Source organism: Mycobacterium sp. SA01 (assembly GCF_041287105.1).
Lineage (GTDB): Bacteria > Actinomycetota > Actinomycetes > Mycobacteriales > Mycobacteriaceae > Mycobacterium.
Genome location: NZ_JBGGNO010000010.1, coordinates 87094 through 106502, shown reverse-complemented (window position 1 = coordinate 106502; position 19409 = coordinate 87094). Strand labels below are relative to the sequence as shown.

The following is a 19409-nucleotide window of genomic DNA, read 5'->3' as shown; positions in this document are numbered from 1 at the left end:
GGGCCAGGACCGGGGATGGATATGGCGATTGCGAACGACACCGTCTATTACGACCCGTATGACGTCGACATCGTCACCGACCCGTATCCGGTGTATGCCCGCCTGCGCGACGAGGCGCCGATCTACCGCAACGAGCGCTACGACTTCTGGGCCTTGTCGCGGCACGCCGACGTCGAGGCCGCGCTGTCGGACTGGGAGACGTTCTCCAACAGCCGCAGCGACATCCTGGAGCTGATCAAGTCCGACTTCGACATGCCCGGCGGCGTGATGATGTTCCAGGATCCGCCCGCCCACACCCAACTGCGCGGGCTGATGTCGCGGGTGTTCACACCGCGGCGGATGGCGGAGATCGAAGACCAGATCCGCCGGTACTGCGTGGGCTGCCTCGATCCGCTGGTCGGCTCCGGCGGGTTCGACATCATCGCCGAACTGGCCTCGATGATGCCGATGCGCGTGATCGGCATGCTGCTGGGAATACCGGAGTCCGAACAGGTTTCGGTGCGCGATGCCAATGACGCCAACCTGCGCACCAAACCCGGGACCCCGATGAAAGTCGCCGACCCCGACCGCATCGCCGACGGCCGGATCTACGCCGACTACGTCGAATGGCGGGCGAACAACCCCTCCGACGATCTGATGACCGCACTGCTCAACGTCGAGTTCGTCGATTCCGACGGGGTCAGCCGCAAACTCACCCGGACAGAGGTGCTGCACTACACCCAGGTGGTAGCCGGCGCAGGCAACGAGACCACCGGGCGGCTGATCGGCTGGCTGGCCAAGGTTCTGGCCGAGCACCCCGATCAGCGCCGCGACGTCCGCAACGACCGCTCGCTGCTGAACCGGGCGATCGACGAGACACTGCGCTTCGAACCCACCGGCCCGCACGTCGGGCGCTATGTGCTCAAAGACTTCGAGTGCTACGGCACAACGGTGCCCGCCGGCAGCGCGATGCTCCTGCTGTTCGGCGCCGCCAACCGCGATCCGCGCCGCTACGACGACCCCGACAGCTTCAACATCCACCGCGACACCATCAGCCATCTGACATTCGGCAAGGGTGTCCACTACTGCCTCGGCGCCAACCTGGCCCGCATCGAGGGGCGGGTCGCGCTCGACGAGCTGCTCAACCGCTTCCCCGAGTGGGACATCGACTACGCGAACGCCAAACTGGCACCGACCTCGACCGTGCGGGGCTGGGAACGGCTGCCGATCGCCCTGCCCTGATCACGACTTCGACGTTGCCCGAGGTTGCGGGTGTACCAGTCGGCGACGCCTGTGAGATGCATCGCTGTGAATCTGCTGGGCAAAACGCCGGGACAGTCTACTGACCAGCAAAAATGTCGACATGAAGATAACCGGAAGGGTTATCCACGATCCGAAGTAGTGCTTTGTGCTGCACTTATGCAAAATGCGGTGTTATAGTCGGCGTTAGCTGTACTGACCAACAGCCGCCCCCGGACCGCGCGTCCAGTGACGCAGTGAGGACTTAGCCGCATGAAGCCGGAAAACCTCGTTTCCCACCCCCAGGGCGAGGTAGCTCCGCAGACACCCGCACCGGCGACTCCGCTGCACGTGCACAGCTGCGGCCGGCTGGGTCTGACGGCCAATCCCCCCGGCTTCCGCCGCTCGCTCGGGGACTGGCTGCGCCGCCGCTAGTCACTCTCGGCGACGCGCCCCGGGTTGACCCACGACGCGGCCGCCCCGATCACCATCATCACCGCCGCGGCGATGAACACCACCGTCAGCCCGGCGTGGAACGGCCCCGAAATCAGGTTCGGAAAGAACTCCTTGCCCGTCAGCACCGATGCATTCACGCCCGGCTGCTGCAGCGTGTCACCCATGAGCTCGCCGATCGGGTTGTAGCCCAGGAACGCCGCGAACAAGCTGCCCACCGGCGGCAGCTCCGCTATGCGGTGTGCGTCGGTCAGCGAGACGCCCTGCTGCTGGAGCCCGGCGCTCAGCGTGCCCGGCAACGACTTGGCCAGGCCGGCGATCATCAGCGAAAAGAAGATGCCGATCGACAGCGACATGCCGGCGTTGGTGAACGTGGCCCGAATGCCCGAGGCGGCACCGCGCTCGGACGCCGGCACGCTGGACATGATCGCTGCCGTGTTCGGCGAGGTGAAGACGCCGCCTCCCACACCATTGAGGAAGATCAGCGCCCCGAACACCCAGAAGCTGAAGTTCACCGGAATGACCATCAGCGCAAGGAAAGTCGCGGCCATCAACAACATGCCGCCGATGGCGAAGGGACGCGAGCCGAACTTGTCGGATAGCGTGCCCGACAGCGGGCCGGCCACCAGGAAGCCGAGAGTCATCGGCAGCAGATAGATGCCCGACCACAACGGAGTCGATTCGAAGCTGTAGCCGTGCAATGGCAACCAGATCCCTTGCAGCCAGATGATGAGCATGAACTGCAGTCCCCCGCGCCCGACCGCCGCCATCAACCCCGCAAGGTTGCCCAGGGCAAACGGTTTGGACGTGAACAGGCGGACGTCGAGCATCGGAGCGCGAACCCGGAGCTCGACGATGCACAGCACCGCCAGCAGCACCACGCCCGACCCGATGGCGCCCAGCACCCACGGATTGGTCCAGCCGGTCGGGTGCCCCCCGTAGGGCTGAATGCCGTAGGTGATGCCGGCCAGCAGCACAGTGAATCCGACAGCGAACAGCGCGGTACCCGACCAGTCCAGCTTGGCCGGGGTACGGACACCGACCTCCACCAGAGACCGGAAACTCCAGATGGTTCCGGCCAGCCCGAGCGGCACGCCGACCCAGAACACCGCCCGCCAATCCCATTGCGACAGCAGACCGCCGATCAGCAACCCGAGAAACTGGCCGGCTATCGCGGCCACTTGATTGACGCCCAAGGCCATCCCCCGCTGGCGACTGGGAAAGGCATCGGTGAGGATCGCCGCCGAACACGCCATCAGCATGGCGCCGCCGACGCCTTGGACCACCCGCCAGCCGATCAGCCACACCGCGCCACTCGCCAGATGAAAGGGGTCGAAGGACAGGGCGATCGCCGCGATCGTGAACACCACGAAGCCCAGGGTGTAGATGCGGACCCGGCCGAAGATGTCGCCCAGCCGGCCCAGCGGCACCACCAGCACGGCGGTGGCGACGAGATATCCCATCAGCATCCACAGCAGGTAGCCCACGTTTCCGGGCGCCAACGGGTTGAGCCCGATGCCGCGAAAAATAGCCGGCAGCGAGATCAGCACGATCGAGGAGTTGATCGAGGCCAGCAGTGCACCCAGCGTCGTGTTCGACAACGCCACCCACTTGTAGCGGGGATGCTCCCGGTCCATCCGCTGCCGCCGTCGGGTGGTCTCGACGACGGCGTCGAGTTCGGTATCGACCGCCGGTGCGTCGGTCATCGGGTCGGTAGTCGTCACTGTCGGCTTCCCTTCACGTCCAGTCGAGGGATAACCAAAACATTCATTAACTATGTAAATGACTTCCTGTGAATTTCCCACCGCGATTATCGGACCGATAACCGGTTACTCACTTTCGATGACCCACGATCCACACCACTCAGTCCGGGACCTGAATCGTCCGTTGTTACAGGAGCTGCTGGCCGCCTACGGGCCGGTCGGTCAGGAGGATGCCGTCCGCGACATCTGCCGTCGCGAACTCACGCCGCTGGTCGACGAGGTTTGGGTGGACGAGGCCGGCAACCTGGTGGGGCTGCTCCGCGGGTCCGGTGACGAGAGCCACTCTCCGATTCGGGTGATGGCACACATGGACGAACTCTCGATGCTCGTCAAACGCATCAATCCGGACGGAACACTGCACCTGACGCCCCTGGGAACCATGTATCCGGGCAACTTCGGGTTGGGTCCGGTGGCGGCGCTGGGAAACCACGGCATTGTGCCCGCGGTGCTGACCCTGGGCTCGGAGCACACCACTACCGAGAGCTGGCGGATCTGGCAGACGAAGCCGGACCGCGGTGACAAGTCACTGGACTGGCACCACGTCTACGTCTTCACCGGCCGCACCACCGAGGAACTCGCCGCCGCGGGCGTCCGGCCCGGCACCCGGGTCTGCATCGACCGCAGCAAGCGCCGTCTCGTGGAGGTGGGCGGATATCTCGGCTGCTACTTCATGGACGACAGGGCTTCGGTGACGGCCCTGCTGGAAACGGCTCGGCGCCTGCACGCGGATGGCCGCCGCGCACCGGCGGACGTCTATTTCGTCTTCACCGTCAGCGAGGAGATCGGCGGCATCGGCGGCACCTACGCCAGCCACGCGCTGCCGGGCGACATGACCCTGGCCCTCGAGGTCGGGCCGACCGAAGCGGAGTACGCCACCACCGTCGGGGGCGGGCCCATCGTTGCCTACAGCGACGAGAAGTCCATCTACGACAAGAACATCGCCGATCGGCTGATGGACATCGCCACAAAGCTCGACTTATCCCCGCAAGCGGCTGTTCTCGGGGCATTCGAATCCGACGCGTCGCACTCCGTCGCAGTAGGGCAGACCGCCCGGTCGGGATTGCTGTGTCTGCCCACGCTGAGCACACACGGTTACGAGGTCATCCCGGCAGACGCGATTCCCGGGATGACAGACGTCCTCGTCGAGTTCGTGCTCGCCCCAACTGCGTAACGCAGTTCCGCCCGGGTACGAGCCGCTCACCTCCACCGACGAGCGAAGCGTAACGGCTGCCGGGGTCATGCGAAAGGGACTGCGGCACAATGGGTTCAAGTGCTATGCGAGCAGCACCGCTGCCGACCGCCACGCAGCGGCGTTCGGCGGTCGCGGTTAGCCGTTACGGATGCGGCGGATGACCAGGACGACGGTCACCACGCTGACACCGGCCAGCGCCGCGGCCACCGGCGGCTTCGTGACGAAGCGCAACACGGCGGCCTTGACATCGTCGGCGATGCGCTGTGGGTTGGCACGCTCGGCCAGCGAGTCCACCGTGACCGCCAGCCGGTCACGCGCCTGGTCGATCTCGGCCTTGATGACCTCGGGGTCCCGGTCAGCCACTTCCGTCCTCCAAATCGCCGCTCTGCCGAACTACCCTAGATCAACCCGGGCTAACCCCGATGCACCGGTGGAGGAAGGGACTACTAGGTGACCGACACAGCACGCCTCGAAGTCGGCGACACGGCGCCGGCGTTCAGCCTGCCTGACGCCAGCGGCAAGACCGTCAAGCTGTCCGACTTCAAAGGCCGCAAGGTGATCGTGTACTTCTATCCGGCCGCGATGACGCCCGGCTGCACCAAACAGGCCTGCGACTTCCGGGACAGCCTGGCCGAACTCAACGGCGCGGGCATCGACGTGGTCGGCATCTCCCCCGACAAGCCGGAGAAGCTGGCCAAGTTCACCGAGCGCGACGAGCTGACGTTCCCCCTGCTCTCAGATCCCGACAGGAAGGTCCTCACCGCGTGGGGCGCCTACGGCGAGAAGAAGATGTACGGCAAGACCGTGCAGGGCGTCATCCGGTCGACGTTCGTTGTCGACGAGAAGGGCAAGATCGAGGTCGCTCAGTACAACGTCAAGGCCACCGGGCACGTCGCCAAACTGCGCCGCGACATCTCGGTCTAGCTTTCCGGCTGTGGTTTCCGGCTGCCTCGTAAGCACTCACCAAGACGGGGCGACTGCGGTTTGCCAGTGATAACTTACGAGCATGCCGACGAATCGTCGCCATGTACTCGCCGGAGCTGGCCTCGCCGGCGCGGCCGCTCTGGTTGGGGGCGGCATCGGAGTCGGAGTTGATCGGCTGCTCCTCGGCCAGACCTTGGCGCCCCCGGAGCGTTCCGCGGCGCCCGAGTCTGGCTCGAGTTCTACTCCGGGCGCGCGCGATAAATGGCGCGATATCAGCAGTGGCTGGACGATCCCCGATGAGGCCTATGCCGACCAGCCCTACATAGTTAAAGCTGACGACCGCGCATGGGTGTGTGTCCTCACCACGTCAGGCGGCGGCGAAGGGGCCACCAGTGAGCATGTCGTGGTTATACGCAGCAGCGATTTCGGCCACACATGGTCGCCTTTGATCGCCATCGAACCACCGGGACCGCCTGAGTCCGCCTATGCCACGCTGCTGAAGACGCCCTTCGGCAGAATCTATGCGTTTTACAATTACAACAAGGACAACTTGCGCGAGGTCAAGCGCATTGACGGGACCATGGACAAGCGTGTCGACACGCTCGGCGCCTTCGTCTTCAAATACAGCGACGACAACGGTAGGTCTTGGTCCACCGCGCGGTACGAGATACCCGTCCGTGAGACCGACATCGACCGCCGGAACATATACGGCGGCAAGGTGCGCTTCTTCTGGCAGGTCGGACGTCCCCTGATCGATCGCGATGCCGTCTACGTCACCCTGCACAAGGTGGGCAACTTCGGGGGTGACGAGTTCATCGCAGAATCGGAAGGCAATTTTCTCCGTAGCGACAATATTCTGGCCGAGCGCGACCCGGCCAAGATCCGCTGGGAAACTCTGCCTGACGGAGACATCGGCCTGCGCGCACCGGTGGGACCCATTGCTGAAGAGCAAAGCATCGTTGCGCTTTCGGACGGCAGCCTGTTCACCGTCTACCGCACCGCGACCGATAACCCCGCACAGGCCTATTCAAGGGACCAAGGGCACACATGGACACAACCCGAGTTCATGACTTACGGCCCCGGCGCGCGAAAAGTGAAGAACACCCGAGCCGCAAACTTCGTATGGAACGCCGGAAATGGGCGCTATCTCTACTGGTTTCACAATCACGGCGGGAACACGGTCCGGAGCCAGCGCAACCCCGCCTGGCTTGCCGCCGGCCACGAAATCGACTCACCGACGGGAAAGGTGATCGCCTGGTCAGAGCCGGAAATCCTGCTGTACGACGTGAACCCGAGTGTTCGTATGAGTTACCCGGACTTTGTAGCGGACAACGGACGGTACTTCTTCACCGAGACCCAGAAGAGCATCGCGCGCGTCCACGAAGTTCCGGCGGAGTTTCTCGAAATGCTCTGGAACCAACACACTGCTCGGACCGTCACCCAAAATGGGCTCATCGTGGACGGCGGCGACGACATCGTGCGCGAACCACGTACGTTGCCGATCTCGCTCCTGCCGGATCTTGGGAGTGGGACGAAAGAGCAAGAAAGCAGAGGATTCACTCTCGATTTCTTGCTGAACCTGGAATCCCTAGATTTCGGGCAGGTCATCGTGGACAACCGCGACGAAAATGGTGACGGCCTGGCTGTCAGCACGACAGACCGTGGCACCCTGCAGCTTTCAATACGGGGCGCCCTCGGCCCGTGGTTCGAAGGGCCGTCCCGCGTGGTGCGCGACTTCGGCCTGGCCGAAGTCTCGTGGGACTGTGATCCAGGTGTGTTGCAACCCGGTGTCTGGCACCACGTGGGAATCATCGTCGACGGCGGACCCAAGATCATCAGCTTCGTCGTGGATGGGAAGTTCAACGACGGCGGCGACCGGCGGCAGTTCGGATGGGCGAGGTTTGCGCGCGAGCTGCGGACCTTCGATGCCGCCCCCACCTTGAGGCTGGCGCCGCGAATGCGCGGTGAACTCCGCCAGTTCCGCATGTACGACCGAGCGCTCCGCACGAGCGAGGTGGTCGCGAACTGGCGAGCCAGCACATCCTGAGCGGCGGTCCGACGCTCAGGATGTGCATGTGTCGCTTCAGCGCTCGCCCAGCTTCCCCAGCAGCAGCGCCTCGGTGGTGGCGGCCCGCTCCAGCACCCCCAGGTGCAGGCTCTCGTTGATGCTGTGCGCCTGCGTGCCCGGGTCCTCCACTCCGGTCACCAGGATCGTGGCGTCGGGGAACGCGGTGGCGAACTCGGCGATGAACGGGATCGAGCCGCCCATCCCCATGTCGACGACGTCGGTGCCCCAGGCCTCCCGGAAGGCGGCCCGCGCCGCGTCGTAGACCGGGCCGCTGGCATCGATCGCATACGGCTGGCCGATATCGCCCGGAATGACTTTGACGTGTGCGCCCCAGGGGGCGTGCTGCTCGAGGTGGCGGCGCAGCGCATGCAGATGGGCAGCCGCATCCCCGCCGGGAGCGACCCGCATGCTGACCTTGGCGCGGGCCCGCGGCGTCAGGGTGTTCGACGCTTTGCCGATCGGTGTCGTGTCGATGCCGATGACGGTGATCGCGGGCTTGGCCCACATCCGTTGGGCCACACTGCCCGAGCCGATCTCTTGCACCCCGTCGAGCAGACCGGACTCGGCCCGCACCCACTGCGGGCCGCGGTCGACGTCCGCAGCGCTCGTCTCGTACAGGCCCTGCACGGCGACGTTGCCGTCGTCGTCGTGCAGGCTGGCCAGCAGGCGGACCAGGACACTGAGCGCGTCGGGTACCACCCCGCCCCACAGCCCCGAGTGCAGTCCGTGGTCCAGGGTGGCGACCTCGACCACGCAGTCGGCCAGTCCGCGCAATGACACTGTCAGCGCCGGGATTTCGGAGGTCCAGTTGTCCGAGTCGGCGATCACGATGACGTCGGCGGCCAGCTTGTCCTTATGGGCGGCCAACAGCGTGCCCAACGACGGCGAGCCGGACTCCTCCTCCCCCTCGACGAACACCGTGACGCCGACCGGTGGCCTGCCGTCGTGCGCACGGAACGCCGCCAGGTGGGTTGCGATGCCGGCCTTGTCGTCGGCGGTACCGCGGCCGTAGAGCCGCCCATCCCGTTCGGTCGGCTCGAAGGGATCCGAATTCCATTGCGATGCTTCGCCTTCGGGCTGAACATCGTGATGGGCATACAGCAGCACGGTCGGCGCGCCGGGCGGCGCAGGATGGTGCGCGATCACCGCGGGAGCACCGCCCTCGGCGACGATCTCGACCTGGGCGAAGCCCGCATTGCTCAACAGGTCAGCCACAGCCCGCGCACTGCGATGCACCTCATCGCGCCGGGCCGGGTCGGCCCACACCGATTGGATGCGGACCAGGTCCTCCAGGTCAGCCCGCACCGAGGGCAACACCGCCTGCACGCGGTCGACGAGATCACTCATACCGACGACGTTAGCGGGCGCAGGCGGCAGGCATTGACATGCAAGGAAATGCTTGCCTATTGTGCCCAGTTGTGGGTGATGTCTTCAAGGCGTTGGCGGATCCCACACGCCGGACGATCCTCGACGAGCTGACCGAGCGCAACGGGCAGACGCTGTTCGAGATCTGCGCCCGCCTGGCGACCAAACACGGTCTCGGTTCGTCACGACAAGCGATTTCGCAACACCTCGACCTTCTCGTGGCCGCAGGTCTGGTGGAGACGAAGCGCTCGGGTCGCTACAAGTTCCACTACATCAACACCGCGCCGCTGGCACCGATCGTCGAGCGGTGGCTGCAGAACACAAAGGAATCACCGTGCGAATCACCATGACCAGCGTGCTCGTCGACGACCAGGACAAGGCGCTGAAGTTCTATACCGAGGTGCTCGGGTTCACGACCAAGTACGACATCCCGATGGGCGAGCACCGCTGGATCACCGTCGTCTCCCCGGAGGAGCCGGCCGGCACCGAACTCGTCCTGGAACCGGACGGCCATCCCGCTGCCAAACCGTTCAAGCAGGCACTGACCGATGACGGCATCCCGTTCACATCGTTCGCTGTCGGCGACGTCCACGCAGAGTTCGAGCGGCTGAGTGCGCTCGGGGTGCGTTTCACCATGGAGCCCACCGACATGGGTCCGGTGACGGTTGCCGTTCTGGACGACACCTGCGGCAACCTGATTCAGATCGCCCACCAGACCGGCTGAGCTTTAGCCGGTCTCCAGGATGGCCACCGCCGCCGCGGTGTCGCCCTCATGCGTCAGTGACACGTGAATGGTCACCTCGGCCAGATGCTTGGCGATGTCACCGGTGAGGCGGACCTTGGGCCGGCCCCACATGTCGGTGATCACCTCGATGTCGCGGTGGATGCCTTCCGGCAGCACCGGACGCTGCGCGAACCGCGAGCCGGACCACGCCTTGATGACGGCTTCCTTGGCGGCCCACCGAGCCGCCAGGTGCCGCGCCGCCACCGAACTCTTGTCGGCGGCGTCGCGGCGCTCACCTGGCGTGAACGTCTCGGCGAACACGGTTCCCGGCTGGTCGACCTGCTCGGCGAAATCTGGGATGGAGACCACGTCAATCCCCACTCCGACTATTGCCACGGCGCGACTTTATCGCACGTAGGCGTCGTCATCGCCCAACCGTGAGGCCGGGTCGAGCAGCATCGCCGCCTCCTGGCGCTTCTCCGGCTCGTCATGGTTGAACCGGCGATCGGCAGGCTTCTCGTACATCGGCCGTCCACCGGCGATGGCCGAAGCCAGCCGCCGCTGACCCGCCAGCACCCGCTCGTGCGCCCGCTTGGTGTAGTCCGCCCGCTCCTGCTCGCTCAGCGAGGCCAGGAACGCCTGCGGGTGCACCAGAGCGACCAGACCCGACACGTGACCGAAGCCCAGGCTGGTGACCAGACCCGCCTTCAGCGGGAACTTGTCGCCCAGTCGCAGGGTCTCGCGCGGCCACACGAAGTGCCCCGAGGAGGCCAACTCGTCGTCGACGCAGTCCAGGCTGCGGTTCGGTGGGATGACGCCGTCGCGCAGGATCTGGCAGAGCCCCATCATCTGGAAGACCGCCGCGCCGCCCTTGGCGTGACCGGTCAGGCTCTTCTGGCTGACGATGAACAGCGGAGCCCCGGGCGCACGGCCCATCGAGTCGGCCAGCCGCTCGTGCAGCTCCGTCTCGTTGGGATCGTTGGCCAGCGTCGAGGTGTCGTGCTTGGAGATCACCGCGATGTCGTCGGCGCCGACGCCCAGCTTGGCCAGCGAGCGGGCCAGCTGCGAATCCCTGCCGCCGCGCCCGGCGCCCAGTGCGCCGAGACCCGGAGCCGGGATCGAGGTGTGCACGCCGTCGCCGAAGCTCTGCGCGTAGCCCACCACGGCCAGCACCGGCAGACCCATCTTCAATGCCAGGTCACCGCGCGCCAGCAGGATGGTGCCACCGCCCTGCGCCTCCAGGAAGCCCAGCCGGCGACGATCGTTGGCGCGGGAGAACTTCGAGTCGCTGATGCCCTTGGCCCGCATCGTCTCGGTGGCGGCGGTGGCCGCCATGTCACCGAAACCGGTGACAGCCTCCACCGTCATATCGTCGAAGCCGCCGGTGACCACCAGTTCGGCCTTGCCGAGGCGGATCTTGTCCATCCCCTCCTCGACGGACACCGCCGCGGTGGCGCACGCGCCGACCGGGTGGATCATCGACCCGTAACTACCGACGTAGGACTGGATGACGTGCGCGGCAACGACGTTGGGCAGGACCTCCTGCAGGATGTCGTTGGGCTTGGCCTGGCCGAGCAGGTTGCCGTGGTACATCGTCTCCATCGACGTCATACCGCCCATACCGGTGCCCTGGGTGGAGGCCACCAGGCTGGGGTGCACCCAGCGCATCAGCTCGTTCGGGGTGAACCCGGACGACAGGAATGCGTCGACGGTGGCGACAATGTTCCACAGCGCAACCCGGTCGATCGAACTGGCCATGTCCGGGCTGATGCCCCAGACCGTCGGGTCGAAGCCCGTCGGGATCTGCGCCCCCACCGTGCGCGACAGCTTGGTCTTGCGCGGCACGCGAATCTCGGTGCCCGCCTTGCGGATCACCTCCCAGTCCGACGAGTCGGGCACCGGCCGGATGACGGTGTGCTCGGGGTCGAACTCCACGAACGCTCGGGCGTCGGCCTCCGACGACACCACGAACCGGAAGTCCTTGTCGAGGAAGACACTGACCAGCAGCGGCGTGGTGTGGTCGGCCTCCATGGCGCCGTCATCCACGAATTCGCGGATGCCGCAACGCTCTACGACGGCGTCGTGGTAGCGCTCCACCAGCTCGGCCTCGTCGACCATCTCACCGGTCGCGCTGTCGTACCAGCCCGGCTTGGGATCGTCCTCCCACTTGATCAACCCGGTGGTCCAGGCCAATTCGAGCACACCGGCTGCCGACAACTCGTTGTCGACCTCCATCTCGAAGCGGGTGCGCGACGAGCCGTACGGGCCCAGTTCGGCGCCGCCGACGATGACCACCAGGTCGGCCGGATCGACGTCGAGGTCGGCCCACGCCGGCGGCGTGTTCGCGACATAGCCGCGGGGCGGCGACGGCAGGGCGGCGATGGTGCCCGCTGTCGGCTCGTCGTCGGATCCGGCTGCTTCGGCGGTCATTTCCTCGCGGGCCTTGGCAGCCAGTTCGGCCATGTCGAGCTGGACGTCGCCGAGTCCACCGGTGAGGTCGACCTTCAGCGGCGCGTTGGCCGAGGCAACCTTGGCCTCCACCGAGCACAGGTCGAGCAGCATCGCAGCCATCTCTTCGGTGCTGTAGGTGGTGACGCCGGCCTCTTCGACGGCACCCACGATGGCGTCGTTGTGACCCATCAGACCGGTGCCCTTGGTCCAGCCGATCAGCGCGTGCGCGAAGCTGACCCGCTGCGCCCAGGACGTTTCCGCGCTCCAGCGGTTGACCACCGCATCCAGCGCGGACTTGGACTCGCCGTAGGCACCGTCACCGCCGAACATGCCGCGGTTGGGTGAACCGGGCAGCACGACGTGCAGGCGCGAGGCGATGTCCCGCTCGGCACCGATGGACGACAGCCCACCGATGAGGCGCTGGACGGCCCACAGCAGGACCTTCATCTCCATCTCGGAGCGTGAGCCAGCCTCCGACAGATCGCCGGCCACCCGCGGCGCCGCGAACGGGAACAGCAGCGTCGGGGTCAGGGCGTCCTTGAGGTGAATCGATTGCGGCCCAAGGCTTTCGGTCTGCTCACTACCGACCCACGACGCCAGGGCGTCGATGTCGGAGTACGAGGCCATGTTGGCCGGGACCACCCACAGCGACGCGCCGTAGCGGGCGTGGTCGCGGTAGAGCGCCTTGTAGAACGCCAGCCGGTCGTCGTCGAGCTTGGACGTCGTCGCGATCACCGTGGCGCCGCCGTCGAGCAGACCCGCCACCACCGATGCGGCGATCGAGCCCTTCGACGCACCGGTGACCACCGCGACCTCGCCGGAGTAGTGACCCTTGTCGGGGTTCTCGGCACCTGCGGCGATCCGGCCGAACAGGGACGCATGAATGTTGCGTCCGCTCGCCAGAGCCCGGCCCTGCCACCAGTTGGCCTGGGTGGCAACGACATTGCCGGCACCCTCGAATCGCTCCGAGAGCTTCAGCCAGTCGGCGTCGATGTCACCCTCGTCGGCCAGCCAGAGCTTGACCAGATCCTCGCGCGCACTGGCCCAGCGGTCGTCGAGCAGCACCGCCTTCTTGGCGTCGAACGCCGGGGCCACCAGCCGCGGCCAGTCCGAGCCGAGCTCGGCGGTGACCAGGTCGATGAGTTCGGCGTCGCTGGCCGCGGGAGCGGCCGTCACCGGGGTGTCCAGCCCGAGCTGACCCAGCACCATGCGGGCAGCCGACGCCAGCACACCGTCACGGCCCGTCACCGTCTCGGCGAACTCGGTCAGCGCGGCCGAGTCGACCACGCCGCCCGCGGCACCACCGGCCGACGGCAGCGAGACCGCAATGCCCTTGCGGGCGGCGACCGAGGCGACCGCGGCGTCGATCGCCTTGTCGACGGCCGCGGCATCGGCCAACGCACCGTCGTGCAGGCCGCCGAGTGCGCCTCCGCGCACGCTGCTGCCCTCCCGGGTGCCCAGAGCCAGTTCGGCGGTGACGTGTTTGGCCCAGCCGTCGCCCAGTTCCCAGGTCTTCTTGACCCGCTCGGCGATGGCGGCCGGCCGCTTGCCGGACGGGCCGAGAATGGTGCGCAGCTGATCGTTGATCGCATCGGAGAGCACCGGGCCGAACGGCTTGTAGGTGCGCGCCAGCTTGGCGACCTGACCCTTCAGCGCCGCCAGATCCGCCTCGGCGGCACCGTCGATGGCGCCCAGGTTCAGCTCCGAACCGAGGTCGACCAGCAGCTGGTTACGCCGCGAGGACGCGCCGTCGGTGATCGACTCGATCGAATCGAGCGGCTCGATCTGGTCGATCCGCATCTTGGCGCTCAGCGCGATCAGCGCCAGTGTGGCGTCACCGGCGTCGAATCCGATGTCGTCCGGGCGGGGGCCGCCGGACGGTGCGGCCGCCGGCGCTGCTGCCGGTGCGGCCTCGACCGCAACAGATTCGGCCGGCGCCTCACTCGTGGCGGCCGGTTCGTCATCGGAGTCGTCGGTGGCCGGGTCCTCGTCGCTGGCGAACAGCACGGGGGCGTCGCGCTCGGAGTTGAGCACTTCCACTGTGCTGTGGGCGTATTCGGGCAACTTCAAGGTGTTGCTGGCCAGGCCCGCGACCGTCGGCGCGGACTTCACGCCGATCTCGACGAAGCGCTCGACACCCAGACCGCCGGCCGCCTCTTCGATGAACAGCAGGTCCTGGGTCTCGATCCAGCGGACCGGGCTGGCGAACTGCCAGGCCAGAAGCTCGATCACGATCTTGCGGCACAGCTCGCGCGGCTTCTCGTTACGCCAGGTGTCGTAGTCGGCGAGGATCTCGTCCAGCGGCTCGGCCGGCACCAGATCCCGGATCTCCTGGACGAAGTCGCGATCGAGCGTGAACGGCCGCGGCACCAGGTTCGGGATGTAGCGCCCGATCAGCAACGCCGGATCGGCATCGGCGGGCATGACACGTTCCAGCGCGCGTCGGAAATCGTCGACGCCGACTCGCAGCACGTCCGAGTGGAACGGCACGTCGATGCCGGGAACGAGGATGAACGACCGCTTGCCGCCGCTGATCTCGCGGCGCCGCTCGACTTCTTCCTCCAGCGCCTCGAGACCGCGGACCGTGCCTGCGATCGCATACTGCGAGCCGCGCAGGTTGAAGTTCACGATCTGCAGGAACTCCCCTGTGCGCTCGGCGATCTCGGCCACGAACTCCGTGACGTCGGCATCGGGAAGGTCGATCTGCGACGGCCGGATCGCGGCCAGCCGGTAGTTGGAACGGCCCATCTCGTCACGCGGGACGATGTCGTGCATCTTGCTGCCGCGGTGGAAGACCACCTCCAGCAGCGCCTCCAGCGGATACACCCCGGACACGCAGGCCAGCGCGGTGTATTCACCCACCGAGTGGCCGCAGGCGATCGCGCCCTCGACGAACGCGCCCTGCTCACGCATCTCGGCGACCTGCGCGGCGGCGACAGTGGCCATGGCGACCTGAGTGAACTGCGTCAGGTAGAGCACACCTTCGGGGTGCTGGTAGTGCACGCCGGAGGCGATCAGGCTGGTCGGGTTGTCCCGGACGACGTGCAGCACCGAGAAGCCGAGCGTCTCGCGGGTGAACTTGTCGGCGGTGTCCCACACCTTGCGGGCGGCCTTGGACCGAGCCCGCACCTCCATGCCCATGCCCTTGTGCTGAATGCCCTGACCGGGGAAGGCGTACACCGTCTTCGGTGCCGCCAACCGGGCGGTCGCGCTCATCACGAGGTCGGTACCGATCTTGGCGGTGACCTCCAAAACCTCTGCACCCAAGTCGATTCCGACCCGGTCGACCCGGAAGTCGATGTCGTCGCCGGGCTTGACCATACCCAGGAAGCGGGCGGTCCAGCCGATCAGCTTGGCCGGCGGGGCGGGCTTGCCGTCGGTGGCGGTCACCACGTGCTGGGCCGCGGCGGAGAGCCACATGCCGTGCACGATCGGCGACTCCAGCCCGGCCAGCAGCGCGGCCGCCTGGTCGGTGTGGATCGGGTTGTGGTCACCCGAGACCACCGCGAACGGCCGCATGTCGACCGGCGCACCGATCGTGACGTCGCGGCGACGACGGCGCGGGGTGTCGGTGGCGTTCTCCGACACCGCTCCCCCGGCACGCACCGGGTCGGTGAGCTCCTTGGCGCCGGTGCGGCCGCGGATCGCGAAGCGCTCCTCGAGGACCGCCAGGATCATGCCCTTGGCGTCGGTGACGTTGACCGTCACCGGCACGACCCGGCCGACCTCGGTGTCGGTGGCGACCGAAGCCGTTGCGGTGACGGTCAATTGGGTCGGTTCCTTGGGCAGCGGCTTGAGCAGGCGGGCCGCGTGGTCCAGATGCACCAGGCTGAGCAGACCCTCGACGACCGGGAAGCCGGAGTCGGTGGCCGCGCCGCCGATGGCGGCGAACACCGCGGGCCAGCAGCGACCGACCAACGCGTCAGGAACGATCGACAGCGTCGGCGCCAGCGGCGAACCGAACGTCGCGGTGACGCCGGTGTGATCGGCGACCCGCTCGGGATCCCAGCCGACGGTGACGGTGGTCGAGCCGTTGACGACCGGCGGCAGCGCGTCGGGGCCGTCCACCCCGGCAGCGATGGCCAGCACAGCGCGCATCGCGGTGGCCGCGTCCTCGGTGCGAACGACCGGCATACCGCCGTCGATCACGGTGGCGGGCAGGCTGAATGCGATGTCGATCCAGGTGCCCGACAGCGGGACACTGAGCACCACACGGTTGTCGGTGGTGACCTCCAGGCGCGCCCCGGTGTCATGATTGGTTGCCGAATTGTTGTCGCGGACTTGCCAATTCGAAGGGGCCGCGATGCGGTGTACCGGGTTGGTGGCGGTGCGACCGGCCCACAGCACGTCGGGCGAATCCAGCACGATGGCCAGCGGCCCGGTCGCGTCGGTGCGCACCCGCAGCCGGGCGGCGACGGGCTCGGGCTGTGCGCCCGTGGCCAGCACCTCGTCGACCGCGGCCTGCTCGAAGCGGTCGAGCAGGTCACCGACCGGCTCATCGACCCGGGTGATACCCGCGACGGCCTGCGTGCCCGGGATGACGCACACCTGGTCGGCGGTGTAGCGCGCATCGTGGGCCTGCCACAGGGAGTCACTGCGCCACCAGCGCCGCACGTCCTTGTCGATGACCGGGACGAAGTTGACCGGCTTGCCCAGCGTCTTGCACAGCTGGACGAAGAACGGCACGTCGGCCGGGTGCAGCAGCACCGACCCGGCGTCGGGGTAGCGGGCCTGCAGGGCCTCCAGAGCCTGGCCCGGGTTCTCCAGCAGCCACTCGCCGTCGGCGGTGGACGCATCGAAGAGCGTCTCGATCGGGCCGGTGTCTTTCGCGTTGAGCCGGGCCTCCGCGCGCTGCAGCATCTCGGCGAAGCGGTCCTGCCAGGTGATATCGAGCCACGGGGAGTCGTCGGTCTTGGTGTCGGCCGTGGAGTCGTTGTCGCCGATGGACAGCTCGACGAAGCGCTGCAGCCACTGCAGGTACGTCATCTCACCGACATCGCCGAAGTACGGCTTGGCGGTGACGGCCATCGCGGCGATGATCTCGTCGCGGCGCGCCGCAACGGCCTCGGCGTCACCGGCCACCTCGTCGAGCAGACGGCCGCAGCGGGAGGCGGCGTTGTCGATCTCGTGGATGTCGGCGCCCAATTGGCTGCGCCCGGAAGCCATGCCGTTCACGGCTTTTCCGGCCCCGACCCAGTGGTCGGTGCCGATGGTGTCGACCAGCAGCTGCTTGACCGCCGGCGAGGTGGTCGCCTCGAGGCAGGCCATCGCGGCGGTGCCGACCAGGATGCCGTCGACCGGCATCAGCGGGTAGCCGTACACGGCCGACCACCGGCCGGACAGGTACTCCGCGGCGCGCTCCGGCGTGCCGATGCCGCCACCGACGCAGACCGTGATGTTGGCGCGACCGCGCAGTTCCGAGTAGGTGGTCAGCAGCAGGTCGTCGAGGTCTTCCCAGGAGTGGTGGCCACCGGCGCGGCCGCCCTCGATGTGGACGATCACCGGCTTGGTGGGCACCTCGGCGGCGATCCGGATGACCGAGCGGATCTGCTCGACGGTGCCCGGCTTGAAGCAGACGTGGGCGATGCCGACCGTGTTCAGCTCGTCGATGAGGTCGACGGCTTCCTCCAACTCGGGGATGCCGGCGCTGACCACGACGCCGTCGATCGGCGCACCGGACTGGCGTGCCTTCTGCACCAGGCGCTTGCCGCCCAGCTGCAGCTTCCACAGGTAGGGGTCCAGGAACAGCGAGTTGAACTGGATCGCCCGGCCCGGCTCGAGCAGGGTCTCCAGCTCGGCGACGCGCTTGTCGAAGATGGCTTCGGTGACCTGACCACCACCGGCCAGTTCTGCCCAGTGGCCGGCGTTGGCGGCGGCGGCGACGATCTTCGCGTCGACGGTCGTCGGGGTCATGCCCGCCAGCAGGATCGGCGAGCGACCGGTCAGCCGGGTGAACTTGGTCGACAGCTTCACCGAGCCGTTGGGCAGGGTGACCACCGAGGGCGCATAGCTCGACCACGGCTTGGCCACCTCGGGAACCGCCCCGACGGTGAACAGGTTGCGCTGGCCGCCGCGGGTGGCGGCCGGCACGATGCCGATGCCGAGGCCGCGGATGACCGGCGCGGTGAGCCGGGTGAGGATGTCGCCGGGGCCGAGGTCGAGAATCCAGCGAGCTCCGGCGTCGTGCAGGGCGGTGACCTCTTCGACCCAGTCGACCTGCTGAACCAGGATCGCGTCGGTCAGGGCGCGCGCCAGCTCGACGTCCAGGCCGACGGCAGCGGCCCAGCGTCCGACGATGTCGATCCCGTCGGCCAGCCGCGGGGTGTGGAAGCCGACCTCGACCTGGACCGGATCGAAGACGGGCGCGAACACCGCGCCGCCGCGGTTCTTGTTCTTGCGGTCGGCGGCTTCGGCGTCGGCGATCTGCTCGCAGTACAGCTCGAATCGGGACAGCTGTTCCGGGGTTCCGGTGATGACGACCGAGCGTCGGCCGTTGCGGATCGACAGCACCGGCGGCAGCACGGTCCTGACGTCCTGAGCAAACTCTTCGAGCAGTTCGTAGATGCGTTCCGGCTCGGCATTGGTCACCGAGACCATCGGCGGGCGGTCACCGAGGACCGAAATACCGCGGCGACGGGCGACAAGCGTGCCCGCGGCGCCGATCAGCTGGGCCAGAGCGAGCAGCTGGACATCCTTGGCGCCACCGGCGCGCAGCGCCTCGACCGCCAACACGCCCTGGGAGTGGCCCGCGACGGCCACCGGCGGGGCGGCCGCCAGATCCATGCCCTGGCGTGCCAGCGCGCGCGTGGCGGCAATCTGGGTCAGCAGGACGCCGGGGACCGACACCGCGGCCGACGTCAGCTGCTTGGCCGAGGGCACCGCTTCCTCGGCGGCCAGCGCGCGCACCCAGCGCAGCGGCTCGAAACCGATCGGGCGGACCACGACGAGTTCGTCGGCGACGGGCTCGAGCAGCAGCTCAGCCTCACCGGCCAGGGTCGCGAGCTCGGATTCGATACCGGCCGAGGTGACCAGCTCTTCGAGGGTCTCCAGCCAGGCGCTGCCCTGTCCACCGAAAGCCACGGCGTACGGCTCACCGGCGTTGAGACGATCGACCAGCGCATGCGTGGTGGTCTCCTTGGCGCCCCCGCGCCATGATCCGTCGCCCGTGGAAAGCCTGTCGTGCTCGTGGATCGTCACCTTGTGTATCTCCCTGTCGTGCTCGTCGTCGCGGTCGTCGCGTCTTCGTTTTCG

The 19409-nt window shown here is 67.3% G+C and carries 12 protein-coding genes; 7 read left to right on the top strand and 5 right to left on the bottom strand.

Annotated features, from left to right (window positions below; translation table 11 throughout):
• Positions 1-21 precede the first annotated feature (21 nt).
• Together AB4879_RS02545 and AB4879_RS02540 are read left to right on the top strand one after the other, a co-directional pair.
• Positions 22-1221: a cytochrome P450 gene (locus AB4879_RS02545; protein WP_370506285.1), complete on the top strand. Its 1200-nt coding sequence runs from the start codon at positions 22-24 to the stop codon at positions 1219-1221.
• A gap of 270 nt (positions 1222-1491) precedes the next feature.
• On the top strand, positions 1492-1653 hold the full coding sequence (locus AB4879_RS02540; RefSeq protein ID WP_370506284.1) for a hypothetical protein: 162 nt from the start codon (positions 1492-1494) through the stop codon (positions 1651-1653).
• Here the strand turns inward: AB4879_RS02540 and AB4879_RS02535 are convergent.
• On the bottom strand, positions 1650-3377 hold the full coding sequence (locus tag AB4879_RS02535) for an MFS transporter (RefSeq protein ID WP_370506300.1): 1728 nt from the start codon (positions 3375-3377) through the stop codon (positions 1650-1652). The two genes, AB4879_RS02540 and AB4879_RS02535, sit on opposite strands and share 4 nt — an antisense overlap.
• A 136-nt stretch (positions 3378-3513) precedes the next feature.
• Here AB4879_RS02535 and AB4879_RS02530 point away from each other — a divergent pair, with 136 nt between their 5' ends.
• The gene (locus AB4879_RS02530; protein WP_370506283.1) at positions 3514-4605 is read left to right on the top strand and encodes a M42 family metallopeptidase; all 1092 of its coding nucleotides are present in this window, start codon (positions 3514-3516) and stop codon (positions 4603-4605) included.
• A gap of 156 nt (positions 4606-4761) precedes the next feature.
• Here AB4879_RS02530 and AB4879_RS02525 read toward each other — a convergent pair whose 3' ends face one another.
• Positions 4762-4989 carry a DUF3618 domain-containing protein gene (locus tag AB4879_RS02525; RefSeq protein ID WP_115320840.1) on the bottom strand — a complete coding sequence of 76 codons (228 nt, stop codon included), beginning with the start codon at positions 4987-4989 and terminating at the stop codon, positions 4762-4764.
• Positions 4990-5076: 87 nt separating this feature from the next.
• On the opposite strand from AB4879_RS02525, the gene bcp reads away from it, so the two are divergent.
• Both bcp and AB4879_RS02515 read left to right on the top strand, forming a co-directional pair.
• Positions 5077-5550, top strand: a complete 474-nt coding sequence (gene bcp / locus AB4879_RS02520; RefSeq protein ID WP_370506282.1) for a thioredoxin-dependent thiol peroxidase — start codon at positions 5077-5079, stop codon at positions 5548-5550.
• A gap of 82 nt (positions 5551-5632) precedes the next feature.
• Positions 5633-7597, top strand: coding sequence for a hypothetical protein (locus tag AB4879_RS02515; RefSeq protein ID WP_370506281.1), 1965 nt, complete (start codon positions 5633-5635; stop codon positions 7595-7597).
• Between the two features lie 36 nt (positions 7598-7633).
• On the opposite strand, the gene AB4879_RS02510 is transcribed toward AB4879_RS02515, so the two are convergent.
• Positions 7634-8965, bottom strand: a complete 1332-nt coding sequence (locus AB4879_RS02510) for a dipeptidase (protein WP_370506280.1) — start codon at positions 8963-8965, stop codon at positions 7634-7636.
• A 38-nt stretch (positions 8966-9003) separates the two neighbouring features.
• Between AB4879_RS02510 and AB4879_RS02505 the strand changes: the two genes are divergently transcribed.
• Both AB4879_RS02505 and AB4879_RS02500 read left to right on the top strand, forming a co-directional pair.
• The gene (locus tag AB4879_RS02505; protein ID WP_199189965.1) at positions 9004-9333 is read left to right on the top strand and encodes a helix-turn-helix transcriptional regulator; all 330 of its coding nucleotides are present in this window, start codon (positions 9004-9006) and stop codon (positions 9331-9333) included.
• Positions 9318-9707 (top strand): VOC family protein, encoded by a 390-nt coding sequence (locus AB4879_RS02500; RefSeq protein WP_102808655.1) that lies wholly within the window; start codon positions 9318-9320, stop codon positions 9705-9707. The genes AB4879_RS02505 and AB4879_RS02500 overlap by 16 nt, the downstream gene beginning before the upstream one ends.
• 3 nt (positions 9708-9710) lie before the next feature.
• Here the strand turns inward: AB4879_RS02500 and AB4879_RS02495 are convergent, their stop codons facing one another.
• Positions 9711-10103, bottom strand: coding sequence for a holo-ACP synthase (locus tag AB4879_RS02495; protein ID WP_102808656.1), 393 nt, complete (start codon positions 10101-10103; stop codon positions 9711-9713).
• 9 nt (positions 10104-10112) lie between these two features.
• Entirely contained in the window at positions 10113-19355 is a 9243-nt protein-coding gene (locus AB4879_RS02490) for a fatty acid synthase subunit beta domain-containing protein (protein ID WP_370506279.1), read from the bottom strand.
• Between the last annotated feature and the right edge of the window lie 54 nt (positions 19356-19409).

Excerpts from the sequence above, each read along its gene's own strand:
- AB4879_RS02545 (WP_370506285.1), top strand. The coding sequence starts at position 22 with ATGGCGATTGCGAACGACACCGTCTATTACGACCCGTATGACGTCGAC.
- AB4879_RS02540 (WP_370506284.1), top strand. The coding sequence starts at position 1,492 with ATGAAGCCGGAAAACCTCGTTTCCCACCCCCAGGGCGAGGTAGCTCCG.
- AB4879_RS02535 (WP_370506300.1), bottom strand. The coding sequence starts at position 3,377 with ATGACCGACGCACCGGCGGTCGATACCGAACTCGACGCCGTCGTCGAG.
- AB4879_RS02530 (WP_370506283.1), top strand. The coding sequence starts at position 3,514 with ATGACCCACGATCCACACCACTCAGTCCGGGACCTGAATCGTCCGTTG.
- AB4879_RS02515 (WP_370506281.1), top strand. The coding sequence starts at position 5,633 with ATGCCGACGAATCGTCGCCATGTACTCGCCGGAGCTGGCCTCGCCGGC.
- AB4879_RS02510 (WP_370506280.1), bottom strand. The coding sequence starts at position 8,965 with ATGAGTGATCTCGTCGACCGCGTGCAGGCGGTGTTGCCCTCGGTGCGG.
- AB4879_RS02505 (WP_199189965.1), top strand. The coding sequence starts at position 9,004 with ATGCAAGGAAATGCTTGCCTATTGTGCCCAGTTGTGGGTGATGTCTTC.